The 17,038-nt window shown below is 42.2% G+C and carries 17 protein-coding genes; 1 reads left to right on the top strand and 16 read right to left on the bottom strand.

Annotated elements, in window-relative coordinates; translation table 11 throughout:
• Positions 1 to 107: 107 nt before the first annotated feature.
• From C1G57_RS01655 to C1G57_RS01620, 8 genes are all read right to left on the bottom strand, one after another.
• On the bottom strand, positions 108 to 593 hold the full coding sequence (locus C1G57_RS01655) for a PTS sugar transporter subunit IIA (protein WP_105113482.1): 486 nt from the start codon (positions 591 to 593) through the stop codon (positions 108 to 110).
• A gap of 56 nt (positions 594 to 649) precedes the next feature.
• Entirely contained in the window at positions 650 to 928 is a 279-nt protein-coding gene (locus C1G57_RS01650; protein WP_029179495.1) for a PTS sugar transporter subunit IIB, read from the bottom strand.
• Positions 929 to 1,146: 218 nt separating this feature from the next.
• Complete coding sequence (locus C1G57_RS01645) at positions 1,147 to 2,595, bottom strand: PTS sugar transporter subunit IIC (RefSeq protein ID WP_105113481.1); 1,449 nt, start codon at positions 2,593 to 2,595, stop codon at positions 1,147 to 1,149.
• A 190-nt stretch (positions 2,596 to 2,785) separates the two neighbouring features.
• On the bottom strand, positions 2,786 to 3,724 hold the full coding sequence (locus C1G57_RS01640; RefSeq protein WP_105113480.1) for a LacI family DNA-binding transcriptional regulator: 939 nt from the start codon (positions 3,722 to 3,724) through the stop codon (positions 2,786 to 2,788).
• A gap of 165 nt (positions 3,725 to 3,889) precedes the next feature.
• On the bottom strand, positions 3,890 to 4,633 hold the full coding sequence (locus C1G57_RS01635; protein ID WP_105113479.1) for an amino acid ABC transporter ATP-binding protein: 744 nt from the start codon (positions 4,631 to 4,633) through the stop codon (positions 3,890 to 3,892).
• A gap of 9 nt (positions 4,634 to 4,642) precedes the next feature.
• Positions 4,643 to 5,302 (bottom strand): amino acid ABC transporter permease, encoded by a 660-nt coding sequence (locus C1G57_RS01630; RefSeq protein ID WP_105113478.1) that lies wholly within the window; start codon positions 5,300 to 5,302, stop codon positions 4,643 to 4,645.
• 12 nt (positions 5,303 to 5,314) lie between these two features.
• On the bottom strand, positions 5,315 to 6,124 hold the full coding sequence (locus C1G57_RS01625) for an amino acid ABC transporter substrate-binding protein (protein ID WP_105113477.1): 810 nt from the start codon (positions 6,122 to 6,124) through the stop codon (positions 5,315 to 5,317).
• Between the two features lie 206 nt (positions 6,125 to 6,330).
• Positions 6,331 to 6,915 (bottom strand): CHAP domain-containing protein, encoded by a 585-nt coding sequence (locus tag C1G57_RS01620; RefSeq protein WP_105113476.1) that lies wholly within the window; start codon positions 6,913 to 6,915, stop codon positions 6,331 to 6,333.
• Positions 6,916 to 7,332: 417 nt separating this feature from the next.
• Between C1G57_RS01620 and C1G57_RS01610 the strand changes: the two genes are divergently transcribed.
• Positions 7,333 to 8,097 carry an alpha/beta fold hydrolase gene (locus C1G57_RS01610; protein WP_105113474.1) on the top strand — a complete coding sequence of 255 codons (765 nt, stop codon included), beginning with the start codon at positions 7,333 to 7,335 and terminating at the stop codon, positions 8,095 to 8,097.
• 196 nt (positions 8,098 to 8,293) lie between these two features.
• Here C1G57_RS01610 and C1G57_RS01605 read toward each other — a convergent pair whose 3' ends face one another.
• The 8 genes from C1G57_RS01605 to C1G57_RS01570 all read right to left on the bottom strand — a co-directional run bounded on the left by C1G57_RS01605 (position 8,294) and on the right by C1G57_RS01570 (position 16,771).
• The gene (locus tag C1G57_RS01605) at positions 8,294 to 9,670 is read right to left on the bottom strand and encodes a PTS sugar transporter subunit IIC (protein WP_105113473.1); all 1,377 of its coding nucleotides are present in this window, start codon (positions 9,668 to 9,670) and stop codon (positions 8,294 to 8,296) included.
• 44 nt (positions 9,671 to 9,714) lie between these two features.
• Entirely contained in the window at positions 9,715 to 10,155 is a 441-nt protein-coding gene (locus tag C1G57_RS01600; RefSeq protein ID WP_105113472.1) for a DUF3284 domain-containing protein, read from the bottom strand.
• Positions 10,156 to 10,173: 18 nt separating this feature from the next.
• A complete protein-coding gene (locus C1G57_RS01595; RefSeq protein ID WP_105113471.1) occupies positions 10,174 to 10,488 on the bottom strand; it encodes a PTS lactose/cellobiose transporter subunit IIA in 315 nt (104 codons plus the stop codon).
• A 1-nt stretch (position 10,489) separates the two neighbouring features.
• Positions 10,490 to 10,801 carry a PTS sugar transporter subunit IIB gene (locus C1G57_RS01590; RefSeq protein WP_105113470.1) on the bottom strand — a complete coding sequence of 104 codons (312 nt, stop codon included), beginning with the start codon at positions 10,799 to 10,801 and terminating at the stop codon, positions 10,490 to 10,492.
• 12 nt (positions 10,802 to 10,813) lie between these two features.
• Positions 10,814 to 12,808, bottom strand: a complete 1,995-nt coding sequence (locus C1G57_RS01585) for a BglG family transcription antiterminator (RefSeq protein ID WP_105113469.1) — start codon at positions 12,806 to 12,808, stop codon at positions 10,814 to 10,816.
• 91 nt (positions 12,809 to 12,899) lie between these two features.
• Positions 12,900 to 14,006, bottom strand: a complete 1,107-nt coding sequence (locus tag C1G57_RS01580; RefSeq protein WP_161941083.1) for a DUF871 domain-containing protein — start codon at positions 14,004 to 14,006, stop codon at positions 12,900 to 12,902.
• 9 nt (positions 14,007 to 14,015) lie between these two features.
• The gene (locus C1G57_RS01575) at positions 14,016 to 15,416 is read right to left on the bottom strand and encodes a glycoside hydrolase family 1 protein (RefSeq protein ID WP_105113467.1); all 1,401 of its coding nucleotides are present in this window, start codon (positions 15,414 to 15,416) and stop codon (positions 14,016 to 14,018) included.
• Entirely contained in the window at positions 15,413 to 16,771 is a 1,359-nt protein-coding gene (locus tag C1G57_RS01570) for a 6-phospho-beta-glucosidase (RefSeq protein ID WP_105113466.1), read from the bottom strand. The genes C1G57_RS01575 and C1G57_RS01570 overlap by 4 nt, the downstream gene beginning before the upstream one ends.
• Positions 16,772 to 17,038: the final 267 nt, after the last annotated feature.

Below are 17,038 nucleotides of genomic sequence, written 5' to 3'. Positions count from 1 at the left end.
CAAGAAGGAATAGAAGACTGAACAGTCTAGTGTCTCCAGACTGTCAGACCTTGCTACTCTACTTCAATTCCTTTCATTTATGTCTATGTCAATTTCTTGTCGTCAGATTAGCTTTCTAAGTCTAAACCTTCTAAGTATGGGCTATTTTTAGACTCTTCAACCATTGCCAATACTTCTTCTGGAGTTTTGCAAGCAATCAAACGCTCGATGGAATTTTCCAATTCGAAGAGGGCGATGATTTGAGGGATAGCTACTGAAGTATGGATTTTTGGATCTGTCGCTGCAAGTGTCAAGAGGACAGAAACTTCCTTACCATCTGAGAAGGCTACTGGTTTTGTCAAGGTAATCAAGGCAAAGGAATCTTTCAAGACACCGACACCAGCCTGGGCATGAGGCATAGCCATACCTGGCATAAGCACATAGTAGGGACCGTATTCTTCAGTTGATGCGATAATAGCATCGTAGTATTCTTCTGTCGCAGCACCACTTTCAATCAGCGGTTCAACAGCCTTGTGAACAGCCTCCTGCCAAGTTTCTGCTGTCAAGCCCAAGCGGATAGAATTGTTTTCAATAAATGCTTTCTGTAAATTCATGTTGTTCTCCTCTCTATGTGAAAGGGGATGGGAAGAAATCCCGCCCCCTTTTTCAATTACAATACTTGACTAAGTTTTGTCTTGATTTCGTTGTCGTCCATGAGGTTGTCAAGACCAACCAAATGACCATTTGTACGACCTTCCAATTCTGCGATTAAGTGATTAGAAGCAACCACAATGTCATAACCTGCTGCCAAGCCTTTTGCTTCACCTACTGAGCAAGAAGCAGATTGGAAATCTGTTACACCGAGTTGACGAAGAGCATTTTCAACCTTCATCTTGATAACCATGGATGAACCCATGCCATTACCACACGCTGTTAATACCTTAACCATATTGTTTTCTCCTTGTTTTTTATAAAATATATTTTGTTGTTTTCTTAATGAACCGAGTAATAAATGAAGTTTTGTTCTGTTGATTTTCGAAGGACTATCATCTTACTGAAGAACAGGCACTCAATGAAAATCAGAAGCAGACTAGGAAACGCAGCCGACGGTAGAACTAGAGTTCACCAAGGCTCTTGACGACGTATCCTTTTGATTTTCGAAGAGTGTTAGTCAGCTTGCGCCTCACCGCGATAATAAGCTTCCTTATCTTTTGCTTTTGCAAATTGAAGTTGTGGGATTGCCAACAAGAAGAGGCAGACAAGAACATAACCAGCAATACCAAGGTATTTGAAGGCATAACCGAATGGCAACCATGGGATTTCGAAGTCGATGTTTCCGTGGTAACCACCGCTCAATTCAAGCAAGCCGACGCAGACTGCACCAAGAGCTACTTGAAGGACACCTGACAGGAATGAAAGAATTGCTGCTGCTTTCCAACCACCACGTTTGTCAGCGTAAACTGCGATAGCTGCGTTATCGAAGAATACAGGTACGAAACCAGTGATGATGAGGATTGGGCTCTTGAAGACAATCAAGAGAACAATAGTGATCAACTGACCAACCAAACCGAAGGCAAAACCTGAAAGAACTGCGTTAGATGAACCGAAGCCGTAAGAAGCTGCAACGTCCACCGCTGGGAATGAACCTGGAAGCAGTTTGCTTGAGATACCTTGGAAGGCATTGGTCAATTCTGCTACGAACATACGTACACCCTGCATCAAGATGAAGAGATATACTGAGAAAGTGAAGGCTGTTTGTACAACGTACATGAAGAAGGCTTGTTTAGCTGGGTTGTATGGAGTACCTGAAGTGATCACTTCTGGGTTTGCCATGATTTCTGGACCCAAGATGAACAAGATAACACCGAAGAATACCAACATCAAGGTTGCTGATGCAACAACTGTATCGTGGAAGATGTTAAGGAAGCTAGGCAACTTCAAGTTGTCCAAGTTTTCTTCTTTTTTACCAAGTTTTGGAGCAATCTTATCTACGAACCAGATAGCGAATTGTTGTTGGTGACCGATGGCAAATCCACCACCACCTGTCAAGCGTTGCGTTGCTTCAACAGTCATGTTTGAGCTGACTGCCCAGTAGATACCACAGATGATACCGATAGCTGCTGTACCAAATTGGTTGCGAAGACCTGGGATAAGGAAGAGCACCATCAATGAGATTGTTGCTGCTTGTTGTACCATGATGTGTCCAGTGATGAACAGAGTACGTACTTTTGTAACCTTACGAAGTGCAACCAAGAGGATGTTGACACCAAAACCAATCAAGAGAGCTGTCGTTGCTGCTGATACGAAATCAGGAAACTCTTCAGCGATTTTGCCGTTTGCTGCTGCAAGACCGAAGTAAGGATCGATAACTGCCGCATCAATTTGGAACTTGTAGTTCAAGGCTGCCAAGATTGGACGGAAGGTTGTTACCAAACCACCAGCAGCTACGTTCAAAATCATGTAGCCGACCGTTGCTTTGATAAACCCTGCAAAGACATCATGAGGCTTTTTCTTTAAGAGGGCATAGCCCACCAATACCAAAAGACCTACGAAGAAGGCTGGATTCTGCAAGATGTTTTGCGAGAACCAGTTTAATGGGGTTTGAAGAAAATCCATTTTTCAATTCTCCTTTTTGAAATGATTTTTATGGTTTTATTATAAGTCTTGAAAGCGGAAACAAAAAGACCAAATAAAACACAGGCTTGTGTTCACTCTTGGACTATTTGTCAATTTTTCTAATGTTTTATGCTAATTATCAAAGCCCAAAAGCAATTTCTTCTATATTCTGCAGTAAAAAAAGAAACTACTATGGCGTAGTTTCTCGTTCAATTAAACTGGCTTGACAATAGTAGCCTTGACTGGCCAAGGTCTGGCCATCCAAGAGCGTCATCAGGCGTTTGACACTCACCTCTCCCATTTTTCGAATGGGTTGTTTCATAGTTGTCAGGGCAGGGCTGGACATTCTGTCGATAAAAAAACCATCAAATCCAATGATCCCCACCTCCTGCGGAATAGCTTTGCCCATAGCCTGTAGACCTCTACTAATCCCCAAGGCCAAACAATCCGAAGCACAGATAAAACAAGTGTTGTCTGGTAAATCCTCAAACTCTTTAATAAATATTTCGGCCAGCTGGGAGTTGTTTTCTAGGCGATAGAGTTGACTGTCACGACCTTTCATGGTTGCCAAATAACCTTCTTCGCGTTTGCTTTCAAAAGGCTCTGGTAAATCAATCCCCACAAAGACAACAGATTGGTAGCCCTTGGCAAGAGCAAACTCTGTCGCTAACTTAGTTGCTGTAAAATTGTCAGAGTCCACAAAAGGCAAACCTGCCTGATTTTCTCCGAATAAAATAAGAGGCTTTCCTAAGTTCTGCAACCAGCTGTAATCCGATTTTCTGGCTCCTGTTACAATATAGCCATCGCACTGGTCCGTTACCAAATCAGCACTGGTCACCAGCTGCAAGGTATAACTGCTTTTATTCAACTCATTCGCAATTCCTGCCAACAGGTCCATATAGTAAGGCTCCACATCGTCCATCTTCTCCAGAATAATGACTTGTATGATAAAGGTTCTCTTTTCTGCAAGAGCTTTTGCCGCCACATTGGGCTTATAATGAAGCTCCTCCATCGCAGCTGTAACCAGGGTCCGTAATTCCTGAGTGACCTGCTCTGGATGATTGATGACACGCGACACCGTCATCTTTGAAACATTGGCTAGCCTAGCCACATCTGCCAAAGTCGTCATAGGCTCCCCTCCATAAAATCCTGCCAACTTGTATAAAATGTTGTGCAAACGTTTTCTTTAATCTATTATATCCAATTCTAGTAAAAAATGCAAAAGTGTTTTGAAGGTTATAACATCTATTTCTTTAGGTATGAGAAAAACACCAGCATTGCCAGTGTTTTCCTTCTATAGTTCTTCTTTCTGAATCCGAGCCAAGAACTGCTTGGTTCGTTCTTCTTTTGGATGGTCAAAAATAGCTTCTGGGCGACCTTCTTCGATAATCTGACCCCCATCCATGAAAATCACTCGGTCGGCCACTGCACGCGCAAAGCCCATTTCGTGCGTCACGACGACCATGGTCATGCCTTCTTTGGCCAACTGCATCATGACTGCCAAGACTTCACCGATTAACTCAGGATCCAAGGCCGAGGTTGGCTCATCAAAATAAATGACCTCTGGATTGGTCGCAATAGCTCTGGCAATGCCGACCCGTTGCTGCTGACCACCGGATAACTGACTTGGATAGAAATCATATTTGTCCGACAACCCAACCTTGTCCAAGGCTGCTTTACCAATTCTTTCAGCCTCTTGCTTGGGCACCTTTCGAGCCACAATCAGACCCTCCGTCACGTTTTGCAGGGCAGTCTTGTTGGCAAAGAGATTGTAGTTTTGAAAAACAAAAGCTGTTCGCTTGCGGATAGCTGCGATTTCTTTATGACCAATCTTAGCCAAGTCATAGCTGTCTTCACCGAAAACCAAGTGCCCCGCGTCAGCTTTTTCCAAAAAGTTCAAGGAACGAAGAAGGGTTGTTTTCCCTGAACCAGATGGTCCCAAGATGACAACCACCTCTCCTGGATTGACCTGAACATCAATTCCCTTTAAAACCTGCTGTCCATGGAAGGCCAGCTTTACTCCACTTGCTTGTATCATCTGAACCTCCTAATAGACTGCTAACTTCTTCTCACCATAGGCTTGAAGCTTGGTCAATATAGTTGAAAAGACTAGGTAAATAAGGGCCACTTCACAGTAGAGAATGAACGGCTCGTAGGTTCTAGCCGCAATCTGCTGGGTTGCCATAAACATCTCCAAGACCGTAATGTTGGCTGCCAGTGACGTGTCCTTAACCAGACCAATCAAGGTATTCGATAAGGGTGGAAAGGCCACTCGAAAGGCTTGGGGGAGAATGATGCGACGCATGGTCTGGGCAAAACTCATCCCGACAGAATAGCCAGCCTCCAGCTGCCCCTTAGGCACGGACTCAATAGAGGCCCGAATGGTTTCCGCAGCATAGGCACCTGTGTTAATAGAAAACACTAGGACTGCCGATGGGAAGGCATCAATGACCAGACCCAAACTTGGTAAGCCATAAAAAATGACATAGAGCTGGACCAAGAGAGGTGTTCCACGGATAATCCAAATATAAAAACGAGCCAGTTGTTTGAGTACTGGAAGATTGGCTACCTGTACCAAGGCCGTTCCAATAGCCAAGAGCAAGCCAAAGGCAAAAGACAGGATTGTCAGTGGAATGGTCACCAACAATCCTGGAACAAGTATCTGCGAAAATGAATCAATCACTAATTGCCATACTCTATCTGTCATGGTTTCTCCTGCTTACTTGGCTTTCGATACGTCTTCGCCAAAGTATTTGTTTGAAATTTCAGCTAATTTTCCTTCGCTAGCCAATTCCGCCAAGGCTTCATCGATTTCTTTGACAAGGTCTTCATTTCCTTTAACCACTGGGAAGGCTGTTGTGGAAACATCGTCTGTCAAGGTCACAACCTTAATCGGTGCATCTGCGTGTTGCTTGAGGTAATCCAAGTAAACCAAGTTGTCATTGATGGTCACATCCACACGGTTTGTATTCAACAATTCAACCGCTTGTGAAAATCCATCTACACCGACAACTTCCGCACCGTTTTCACGCGCCAAATCTGCCCAGTTACTAGTCAAACTGTTAGCAGATTTTTTACCTGCCAAGTCAGCAAAACCTGTAATCTCCGTATTATCTTTCTGGGTTACTAAAGCTCCGTAGATATAGGTGTATGGTGCTGAAAAGTCATACTTTTCCTTACGCTCGTCTGTCACACCGACTTGGTTGGCAATAGTATCAAAACGTGCCGCGTCCAAACCTGCAATCATGGAATCCCACTTGGTTTCAACAAACTCGACCTTAACGCCCAATTTCTCAGCAACTGCTTCAGCAACTTCTACGTCGTAGCCGACCAATTTTCCGCTCTCGTCATGGTAAGAGTATGGAGCATAGGCACCTTCCGTACCGATTTGAATGACACCTTCTTCCTTGATTTGTGCCAAGAGAGTTTGGTCTGTGCTGCTTGATGAGCTAGTTGATGTTGAAGAATTGCAAGCTGCCAAGGCAAAGGCTGCTAGGGCTGTTGTTGCAAATAAAGCTAATTTTTTCATGAATTGTACACTCTTTCTTTTTCAGATTGTACTATCATATCACGAAAGAATCTTATGAGCCAATATATAATTTCTATCAGGGGTATAAATATTTTAAATGGAGCCTCTGCACTTAGAAAAGGCCTATTTCTAGACCTTTGCATTTTTCAGTTTGTCCTGCCAACTTATTCGTCCAAGCCTTCCTCGGAGCGAAATAAGGCCTATCCCTAGACCCCAGCTGGAGGGTAAATATAGCTTACAGTTCCTTCGCTAGTGGTTGTTGGATCAAAGAAGCCACGTACATTGCTTGGGTAGTAGGCTCCGCCATAGTTTGATTCCATTACTTGAATAGTGCCGTCGGCCGCTACATCGGTAACATAGGCAACGTGACCATAACCACCGTCTGTCCAAACAGCGATTGCGCCAACCTTAGGAGTTGTTCCTACTTCATAACCAAGAGCTGCCGCACTGGCTGCCCAGGCGCCACCATTTCCCCAATAGTTGCCAACCCAAGGCGCCATTTCCTTGGCTCCCCATGTACATTGACCAGCAGGATAGGTATTGGCTGTGTATTCTACAGCAACCTCTGATACCATATTTGTGGTCAAGGCTGCTTGAGCTGCAGCTTTAGCCTCTGCTTCTTGTTTCAACCGCTCCTTTTCTTCTACTTGAACAGTCAAGGCTGAAAGCGTGGGACTATCTGTCAATTCTGTATCCGCCTTAACAGCTTCTTGTCCCAGAGCTAACATTCCTCCCAGCATGGCAGTAGCAAGGGCAGCTTTCATAGTTTTGTGAAGTGTTTGTTTATTCATACTCATCAAATCCTTTCAATCTATACTCAATGAAAATCGAAATCAGACTAGCTCCAAAGGTTCGGGGAACCTTTGGAGGTTGGAGATAGAGCGAACCTGTTCGCTACAAAAAGGTTCGGGGAACCTTTGGAGGTTGGAGATAGGCGAACGTAGTTCGTTTCTACTCATACAGATAGAACTCTGTTCCTTTTATATTTCAAGGGAACAGGCTGAAAGGCTCCACTGGAGCATTTCAGTCATCAAATCAAGTCAACAAGGTCTGATTTTGATTTTCAAAGAGTTATTACTTCTGCATCTATCTTAACCAACTTATCTTGCACAAGACTTAAAGAAATGTGACTAGTATGTTAACTCTTTTACAGACAGTTAACAATTAGCTTTCAGCATGCTATAATAGAAAAAAGTCAGGAGGAGAATATGAAAGATATCGTTTTAATTCACGGAACCTGGTGTGACGGCTCCGTCTGGGGAGATTTTGCCCGTAAATTAGAAAACATGGGCTTGCGGGTCCACACACCTAGCCTACGCTACCACGACCTCCCTTATGATGATGTCATGGAAAAGGTCGGTGCCGTCAGCCTGACAGACTATACTGAGGATTTAGTCGCCTTGGTTGAGAGCTTAGACGAACCACCGCTACTCTTGGGGCATTCTCTGGGCTGCCTCTTGGCCCAAATGGTTGCGGAACGCACTCAGGTGGCTGGTATGATTCTCATGGGACCCGCTCCAACGGCTGACATCTTTGCTTTCTATCCAACCATGATTCGTTGCTTCATCCGTCACTTCTTGCGCTGGGGATTTTGGAAAAAGCCCATGCCACCTTATAAAGCCGAATTCTTCCGCTACTGCCTCAACGTTCAGGAGCCTGCCCTAAAAGAAGAGGTTTTCAAGACCCTGGTGCCCGAGTCTGGCAAGGTCTATACCCAAATGGCCTTTCCTTTCTTTGACAAAAGCAGAGCTGGCTATGTCGATTTCAGCAAGATTACAGGACCTGTCCTAGTCATCACAGGAAGCGAGGACAAGATGACCGTATCTGCCATTGCCCGAAAAACAGCTAAAAACTACCAAGATTCTGTTCTGGTTTCCCTAACAGGAGCAGACCATATGTACGAATCTGGTAAGTTCCAAGACAAAACTCTCTCTGTTATCCACGCTTGGTTGAGCGAGAAGAAATACCTATAGACAGACAAAAACGACCTCCCCTACGGAAGTCGTTTTTTTCCCACTTGTTATTATTTTCTCCTACTTCTAAGTACACTGAGTAAGATGAACACCAAACCAGAAATAATATTGAAATACTTATTTCCGTACAGTGGACTAATCGCAATCAGAAAGAAGCCGAGTGCCAGCAGGAGGGGAGATTTATTTTTAGAAAACATCAGTCCTCACCAGCCTTAACCTTATTGGCTGCAATAACAAATGGAGTCCAAATCAAGAAGGCTACAAAGAGGTTGAAGAGAGAGACTAGAGCTGCCATTACATTACCACCTGTTGCTAGATAAGCGTAGAGTCCTGGAGGGGTAATCCAAGGAACAGCTAGAAAGACCGGAGGAATAAGGCCAGCAGCAGTCGCTAAGTAAGCAATAGCTGCACAAACTGGAGGCACAATCAACCATGGAATGACAAAGAGTGGATTCAATACCATCGGAATACCAAAGGTAATAGGTTCATTGATGTTAAAGACTCCCATCGGAGCGGATAGCTTAGCAACCATCTTGTATTCTTCCCGCTTGGAGAAGAGGAAGATAGCGATAATCAAAGCTAGTGTTACACCTGAACCTCCCATTTGAGCATAGGCATCAAAGGAACCGCGTGTCCATAGCCAAGGTAGGTCTGCTACATTTCTTGTTGCCTCATAAACCGCTGTATTTTCATTCAAAGCAATACCATAGATACCATCCATGATCGGTGCCAATACGTTATGACCATGTAGGCCAAAGAACCAGAAGAGCTGGACAAGGAAGGTTAACAGCACTACTGAGCCAAGACCTTGAGAGAGCCCAAGCAAGGGCATCTGAATGTAGGTTGATACCACATCACTCAAAGACTGACCAGATACAGAGAATACAAGATAGGCCACAATAGAAGAAGCATAAATTGCCGCTGTTCCTGGGATAATAGCCGCGAAAGCCTTGTTAACTGCAGGTGGAACAGAGTCTGGTAGCTTGATAATAATATTACGTTTCACCAAACTTGCATAAACAAAGGTTGCCAAGAAACCAATAAACATGGCTGTGAAGAGACCAGTTGCACCTCCGTATTTCAAGGCGATTGCTCCCCACTCACTGGTTTCTAATACAGAAACACCATCAGTGGTAACAATGGTCAAACCAAGTTCTTCCAAAGCAGTGATAACCGATTTGTCCACCCCTTCTAAAGCGGTTGAAATGGTAAGGCTTTGAGGAATAGTTGAAATGAAGGAGGCGAAGGAAATCAAACCACCCGCCAAAGGATTGACCTTGTACATCAAAGACAAGTTGTAACCAAAGGTAAAGGAAAAAACAAGCGCCATGATACCAATGGTTCCAAAATAAACATAACCATTGATGTTAATAATTGGCTGCATGGCCTCTGCAAAACCTGTCCAGCCCATATTGTTTGGAATATCCCTCAGAAAGACATTCAAAAGAACGGCCACCGTACCTGCCATGGTAATAGGCATCATGGAAATAAAGGAATCACGAATCGCAATCAAGTGACGTTGCGAACCAATCTTACCAGATATTTCCATAAACTTTTCAGAAATATTTGACATAATCTGTCTCCTTTTCTATTTTTTTATTGTATATGATCGAAATATTAAGCTGAAGCCCCGTCTACAGAATGGCGAATAAGGGCTTCTAATTGGGCCTCTGTCTGGCGTTTTATACTTTTTGAAAACAGTTTTTCCATGAGAAAATAGTTACCTTTTACAAAAATATCACCAGCTTCCATCTCATAAGAATACTCTATATTGGTTTGAGCATTCCCTAAATCTTCTAGCCGATAGCAAACATGTTCTTTACCTCGGTTAGAGTGAAAACAGACTGCGTAACAATTGGGTGCTGAAAACTCTTCGATGATCACTTTGACACTGTGCTGACCTTTATCACCAAATGTTTTAGTATAAGTAAGTCCCTGGGTAATGTCTTGATCTTGCAAGGTGGAACCCGTATTTTGCTGAAAATCATCTTTTAAGGATTGGCGAATAGTAGCGAAAAGTCGCTCAATTGGAACTTGACCTATTTTTGATATCTTCATAACCCAGTCCTCCTATAATTATCCAATCTGTTTATAAAGATCTACAAACTCTCTCGCTAAATCAATAAATGTCAAAGCATTCATCAAGTGATCTTGTCCATGTACCATTAACAAAGATAATTCTACAGACTCTCCACCTGCTTCTTTTGCTAGTAATTGTGTTTGTGATTTATGGGCAATATTCAATGAAGCAGTTGCGTCGTGGAGCAGCTCTTCCGCTTCGTCAATACGACCTTCTTTGGCTGCTCGAATCGCCTGACTAGCAAATCCCTTCGCTTCACCACCGTACATGATCAGCCCCATGATGGCTTCAAGATACTCTGGAGAACTCATACTAGGCCTCCATCAATTTTAAAGCTGCTTCTAGAACTTTAGCCCCATTCATTACTCCGTAATCCATCATATTGATAGCATCTACCTTGATAGCTGGCTCAAATTTTGCCTTATAGTCATTCAATAAGAATTTTACTTGGGGGCCTAAGAGCAATACATCAATCTCTTTTTGAGCAACTTCATTATCGGCTTCAGATACTGGAACAGCCCAAATAGTTGCTTCAACCCCTGTTTCTTCTGCTGCTTTTTGCATCTTAGTTACAAGCATACTTGTAGACATACCTGCGTTACAAACTAACATAATGTGTTTCATAAAAAACTCCTCCTACCCCTTTCTTTGAATGAGGGGAATAAAAATATTCATTAATTCACTATAATTTGGATGTTCCAACAAACGTTCTTGGAGAACTCTATCTTGCACAAAATCAACCAGACAAGGTGAAATATGCTTTAGATAGGTATTTCGCCCCTTTGAAGGTGACAATAAGAAGACGAATTGAACTTGCTTTCCATGACCCCAATCCACAGCATTCTTATATATCCCTACAACAATTTGTTCTGAATAACTCATCGGCAAGGCTGGATGAGGGAAGGCTAACCGATCCCCAAAGACAACCGGGCTGTAAGATTCCCGTAAATTCACTTGTTCTATAAAGCGATCAATAAAATCAGGTTCAATGGATTCGTTCAAAGAAGCTACTAGTTTCTTCAAGGCTACTTCTCGGTTACAATCCTCCTCAAGGTAGACTATTCTATGTGGAGCAAATACGGCTTCTGCAATCTGCTTAGCCTGACCTACTTCCATTAGCACATTTTCCCCTTGGTCAGGAATAACTGGGGTCGTTTGCTGTAAATGAGATCGAATAGCCTCTATGTCCTTCTCTGATAAGAAGACGCTGACATTAATGACTGGGGTCATAAAAATTAGATTCGACAAGCTAATGGATGAAATAATCAAATCAACGTCCTTCAGTCGTTCCTCTGTCACTTCATAATAACTAACCGTATCAAGAAATTCTAAGCTGGATGAAAATTCTTTCTCCAAGCGATTCTTTAGCATCAATGCACTTCCAATTCCGGTAGCACAGACTACCAATACTCTGGTCTTCTTAAATCCCTGATAACGTTCTATGGCCGCCATCACATGTAAGGTAAGGTAAGCCCACTCATCATCCGATATCGAATACCCCATTAGTTCTGGTATCGCTGCAAATGCTGTTTTTGTTAATTCGAAAGCCTCAAAATATTTGTCTTTAATTTCAGCAGTGAGGGGATTTCCCAGTTGAATATTATTCTCCAAACGAATACGTAATGGCATCAAATGGGCCAGAACTCCTTTGAATAGTTGCTGATCCTTTGACAACTCTAGGCCTGTTAATTGTGATAAATGCAGGAGACTGTTCTCCACATTTTGTCTAAATCTCTCTTCCACCTCACCATCTTGATTCGGATTCCCCGTTAGTTTTACCTTAAGGTGCAAAGCAATATAATTTGCTTCCTCTGGTGGTATCGTCACTTGAAACGTTTCTTCGATTCGTTCAATAATCCGCTGTGCTACAAGATACTCTTGAGACGACTGAATACGCTCCGATATCGGAAATCGGTCTAGACCAGACCCGATTTTCATCCGTTGTAAAAGAAGAGCAATATGGAGCACTAGATTCTGCATGACAAAATCCGATAAACGTAATTTAGCATCCCGACACTCGTCTAAAACGATTAACATTAAGTCTGTGAATCGTATATCTGGCAACAGATTGGTTTCGACAACCCCGTAAACAGATTGAACATTTCCCTCATCAAAAAAGTAATCCATAATAAAGTGACGGATAGCAGGTTCATCCCCTCTTAGCTCAATTCCTTTACGTGTCACTAGGAGTTCTAGTTGATAGGGTGTGAACAGTTTCCGAATATCCGCCAAAATGGAATGAAGTGTAGTCTTTCCAATGAATAGCTCTCTCTGTAAGCAATCTGGTGACTGAATCGGATCCTCAAACAAGAGCTTATTGAGAATATACCGTTGCCGATCACCCGCTTCTTCTAGTTGGGTTAAATCGGTTAATTGCTTTTTTAGGTGCAATTGCTCCTGCCAAAACATTTCAAACTCAACTGGCCGTTCAATCTGTAAACAATAACCACTACCCTGTTTTGAAAGGATATGAGCACCGCTATTTTCTAAAGAAGATGTCAGTTGATGAATATACGTTCTTACCGTTCGATCACTCACTGATAACACCTTAGCTAGCTCTATGCTTGGTACGAATGTCTCCTGTTTTGCAAGTAAAACCTCTAACAAGCGTACTTCTTTTTTAGATAACATGCTCCCTCCTTTCCTCCAACAGTCTTTGATTTCTTATATGTACATTATAACATGGAAGCGATTTCTAGAGGTCCCTACTTTTTCCGTATCATTAGTGAAAGTGCTCGGAAGCTATGACCAGCTTAAACTTTTGCCAGGGTTTAATAAAGCCTAACAAGGGAAGATAGTCTGGGCTGATTCGTCCGACCTTATTTACCTTTGGACTGATGGTAAATTCTTTGAGTGCAATTTGCAATTCACCCTTGTAGCGACCATATAAATCATTATCAATTAAGATATCCCCTCGTCCCACAGGAATTGCTTGGTCTGACCGAGCCGGTACAGATGCGTCCTTATACACCACACGAGGCATGGTTGAACGCAGAACATAAGCAGAAATATCTCCTCTATAAACATGATCAAACGCTACAATCTCTTTTTCAACGGGAGTCAAACCTTCCTCGACATCAACCATGAGGCTGATTGTATCTTCACTTAAAGCTGTTTGAATGGATTGTAGCTCCTCCTCCGAAATAAATTGGTTTGAAATCAAAATAGAATCAATAAAACCCGTTGCCTTCATCCAAGCAATTTGCAAGGGAAGGGGCCAGAACCGATGATCTTCTAATGTTGGTAGACCTTCAGATAATGGCCATGGTCCTTCAGAAGCTGTTTGTGCACTGACAAATGCCGCAGTTCTTATGCCAGATTGATGATAAAAAGATGACATCTCTAAGAAATGCTCTTCGGATAAACCTGTAAAAGCATGAGGATAAAAATTATGGCAGGCAATGATATTATTCCTGTTTGCAGGACTAGTCAAAAGCTTGGACAACAAGGTCTTATCTGTACTCAAATTTAATTCAACTTTTATGTTGTATGGATTATGTGTCATCTCAATGATTTCTTCCAAAGGAAGAGCTTCATCAAGACGAATACCAGCCAACCCCAGTTCAGCTGCACGCTCCATCAATGCCCCTTCCCAACCTTGTGCTGCAATAAAATGGGGGCTGATATCTGCAATGACAGTCATCCCTAGTTGATTTGCATAGTCAATTAGTTTTTGATACAATTCGAAAACTGTTCGGTCTCCATTTTCAAGTTGCAATAAACTCATAAATAGGCGCCTTGCTCCGTATTGGTGCAGCAGTTTAATGTAAGCTTGACTCTCTTCTAGCGAGTAGTTTTCAGGATAAATTGAAAAGCCCAGTTCCACCATCATTCCCTCCTAGCGATGAAAACCATTGGCATCGCTCAATTTCTTGAACCACTTGCCTGATTTTTTAACAATTCTTTCTTGCGTGTCTAGATCCAGTTCAACTAATCCATAGCGATTCTTGTATGCATTTAACCAAGACCAGCAATCAATAAAGGTCCATAACATGTATCCTTTACAATTCGCCCCTTCTTGGATAGCTCGATGTAATTCAACTAAATGATCTTCGATAAATTCAATCCGGTAATCATCTTGAATGAGTCCACTGTCTTTAAATGCGCTCTCTCCTTCAACTCCCATACCATTTTCTGTTACAAACCATTCGATATTATGGTAATTTTCCTTAATATTTATCGCAATATCATATATCCCTTTTTCATAAATCTCCCAACCTCTATGTGGATTCATTTTTTTACCTGGCATATCATATGGGGCAAAGAAATGTTCCGGAGTAAGAGGTTCTCCCTCTTTCCAACTATTGGTTGGAGCTTGTACCCGAAGGGGTTGATAATAATTCACCCCTAGGAAGTCCACACGATTTTCCTTAATTATGGCTAGTTCCTCGTCGCTGACCTCTGGCATTAGACCATATGCATCAATCAGCTCGACTAATTCATCGGGATATTCTCCTAACACAGACGGATCTAGAAAACTCTTTGTTTGAAACAATTCTGCAATTCGAGCTGCTTTTATATCCTCTGGTTGCTCACTACGAGGGTAGGCTGGAGTTAGATTCAAGACAATAGCGATTTTTTTATGAGGATTTACCTCATGGCATGCCTTTACAGCTAAAGAACTTGCCAACTGTGTATGATAAGCCACCGCAACTGCCGCCTTTGCATCAACCTTACATGGATAATGATAATTTCCTAGATAACCACACTCTACTGGAACAATCGGCTCATTAAAGGTAATCCAACGATCGACTAAGTCATCAAACAACTCAAAACATGTACGTGCATATGCTTCGTAAGCTCGAACAATTTCCTTATTTTCCCAACCACCTTTTTCTTGTAAACAATAGGGAAGATCAAAGTGATAAAGATTGACAAAGAGTTGAATTCCCTTTGCTCTTACCAAAGAAAAAACTGAACGATAGAAGGACACCGCTTCTTGATTGATTTCTCCAGTACCTGTTGGTATAAGACGCGACCATTGAATGGAAGTCCGAAATACAGTGTGCCCAGTTTCAACTAATAAATCAATATCTTTTTCATAATGTGTGTAAAATGTTGATGTTTGACTAGGGCCAATTGTGTTATGAAATCGTTCAGGCTCAATACTATACCAATAATCCCAGTTGTTCTTTCCTTTTCCATCACCTGGCTCAATTCCCTCACTTTGAGGTCCTGATGTAGAAGAACCCCACAAAAAATTTGTTGGAAATTGATAAAATACCTTGTCTTTAGTCATTGATTGTTCCTTCTCTCTTTTATGTGCTGTATAGCTGGTGCGAATTGTGGCAAATAGTTCTCATGTGCAAGTAACATATCTTGCAATAGCGCCTCAGCTTGTGGTCCATTTGAAATAAGCGGGTTTAGTGTAAAAGCTTGTAAAGCCAGTGAATAATCACCTGTCATTGCTGCCTGAACAGTGACAAGCTCCATTTGCTTCATCAGTTGTAAATAACCGGTTACAATCGGCGGAGTTGGTGGACAAGCTAGTGGAGTTGCTCCTTGCGCAGAGATTATCGAGGTGACTTCTACCACACAATTTTCAGGTAGATAGGGAATAACTCCTCTATTTACAGTAGATACGGTCAATTCTTCTCTACTATCATTATGGATAGCACAAATGATTTGACAGGCAACATCACTATAGTAGGCACCCCCACGTAGTTCCAGCTGTTTTGGTTTGTCTTTCAATTGTGGGTCTTTATAAAGCTCAAACAATTCTGTCTCTACTTCTTGCACAACCTTGGCTCGTACATTACCCTGACGATACTGTTCCAAAGTATCCTCTAACATTTCTTGTTCCAAAAAATAATAACGATGGTAATCACATGGCAACATTTCAATCGTCCGAAGCAATTGAATAGGAAACTCTAGATTGGTAATATTTTTGACTGCTTCTGGCGTCTCCTCTCTCAAATCCCCATACAATGTTTCTAAGACTACTTGTGTACGATTTTCCCCATACTTATCCAAAACTTCATGAAAATGAAAATGATTTAACCCAACATGGCGCGTACTTAGGTCTCCTTCTGATTGACCTAAAATCTGAGCAGCAAGTTTCTTTTGACCAATAGGGATATTACACAGACCAATTACTTTCTTCCAGTGGAGTTCATTAGCAATGGCTTCCGTTACGATACCAGCAGGATTCGTAAAATTAATCAACCAAGCATTGGGACACAAGTCCTTCATATCCTTTATAATCCCTTTATATGCTTCAATGGTCCTAAAAGCTTTAAAGATTCCTCCAGCCCCATTGGTCTCTTGCCCCAGCATCCCATAACTCAAGGGAATGGTCTCATCTAAGTATCTTGCAGGTAGTTGGCCAACTCGGAACTGAGACGTTACAAAATCAGCCTCTAACAATGCTTCTCTTCGGTCTAAGGTCGACTCTATCTTCCAGTCCAAACCTGCTTTTTTGACCATGCGCCGTGCTAAATTAACAACGATTTCCTGTTTTTGGGCTCCCTGTTCAACATCAACAAACCACCATTCTCGAATGGGTAATTGATGTGCACGAAGAATCATACCTTCAACCAATTCTGGAGTGTAACTTGAGCCGCCACCGATTGTCACTAATTTGATTGTCTTCATAACCTCCCCTTCTTCTTGTTTTTAATATATCCTTATTATATGATCCATCTAGTAAATTGTAAACCAATACCTGCCCTTTGTTTTTCCGTATCACAACGGAAAAAAAGCTGTTCCTCCTCTAGAAAACGCAAAAACGACCTCCCCTACGGAAGTCGTTTCAGATTGAAGACAAACACTTAAGAGGCGTTTGTCTTTTTCTGTTTATTGGTCTGATAGTCGGTCTTTTTGCCAGAATCGTGGCTATTTGTACAATATAAAAAGGCTTCC

This window comes from Streptococcus suis (assembly GCF_002960425.1).
GTDB classification, from domain to species: Bacteria; Bacillota; Bacilli; order Lactobacillales; family Streptococcaceae; genus Streptococcus; species Streptococcus suis_S.
Note: the sequence above shows the minus strand (reverse complement) of the source record. Positions and strands in the feature narration are given on the sequence as shown.